The following is a 1186-nucleotide window of genomic DNA, read 5'->3' as shown; positions in this document are numbered from 1 at the left end:
GACCGCATGATGGTCTTCCAGGAATTCGACCAGCTCCTGCCCTGGAAGACCGTTCTGGAGAACGTGATGTTTCCGCTGGTGGAGGCGCGCGGCCTGTCGCGCAAGGAGGCAGCGGAAAAGGCCAAGCTCTATATCGAGAAGGTCAACCTGACGCGGGCGCTCGATTCCTATCCGCACACGCTCTCSGGCGGCATGAAGCAGCGCGTCGCSATYGCGCGCGGCATGGCGATGGAGCCCGACRTYCTGCTGATGGACGAGCCTTTCGCCGCGCTCGACGCGYTGACGCGCCGCAAGATGCAGGACGAATTGCTGCGGCTCTGGGACGACACGAAATTCACCGTGCTCTTCGTCACCCATTCGATCGAGGAAGCCATCCGCATCGGGACCCGCATCCTGCTGCTCTCGCCGCATCCCGGCGASGTCAAGGCCGAGCTCAACAGCGTGCCGGCCGCAGAGATGGGCACGGGCACGCAGGCCGCGCTCGAAACCCGCATCAACGACATGCTCTTCGCGCATCATTGAACCGGAGGTGACCGACATGACCGATCTCGTCAGCTTCCGCCCGGAAATCATCCGCGACGTCCATTCCAGCGACGCGCCGGTCGTCGCCAAGACCATCGGCCTCGCCGAGCGCATCTATCGCCTCGGCTTCGTCCGCAAGGCGGTGATCCTCGCGGTGCTCGCCGTCGCCTGGGAGCTCTATGGCCGCTGGCTCGGCAATCCCCTGCTGTTCCCGACCTTCGGCCAGACGGTCGAGGCCTTCGTCGAGAACATTGTCAGCGGCGTCATCCCGCAGCGCACGCTGGTCTCGCTGCAGACGCTGGTGATCGGCTACGGCATCGGCATCGTGCTGGCGGCCCTGCTCACGACGCTGGCCATCGGCTCGCGCATCGGCGCCGACCTGCTCGAGACCCTGACCTCGATGTTCAACCCCCTGCCCGCCATCGCGCTCCTGCCGCTGGCGCTGATCTGGTTCGGGCTCGGCACCGGCAGCATCATCTTCGTGCTCGTCCACTCCGTGCTCTGGGCGATCGCGCTCAACACCCATGCCGGCTTCCGCTCGGTCTCGAACACGCTGCGCATGGTCGGGCAGAATTACGGGTTGCGCGGCCTGAATCTGGTGCGGCTCATCCTGATCCCGGCCGCCTTCCCGGCGATCCTGACCGGACTCAAGGTCGGCTGGGCC

At 65.8% G+C, this 1186-nt stretch carries 2 protein-coding genes; both read left to right on the top strand.

Features of this window, described 5'->3' with window-relative positions; genetic code table 11:
• The coding region (locus tag AB4Y99_RS27735) for an ABC transporter ATP-binding protein (protein ID WP_441525619.1) at positions 1–522 on the top strand (522 nt) is incomplete at its 5' end.
• Between the two features lie 16 nt (positions 523–538).
• A partial coding sequence (locus AB4Y99_RS27730; RefSeq protein ID WP_441525618.1) for an ABC transporter permease occupies positions 539–1186 on the top strand: 648 nt, incomplete at its 3' end.

The organism is Allobosea sp. TAB14, from assembly GCF_052113865.1.
GTDB lineage: Bacteria > Pseudomonadota > Alphaproteobacteria > Rhizobiales > Beijerinckiaceae > Allobosea > Allobosea spartocytisi.
Note: the sequence above shows the minus strand (reverse complement) of the source record. Positions and strands in the feature narration are given on the sequence as shown.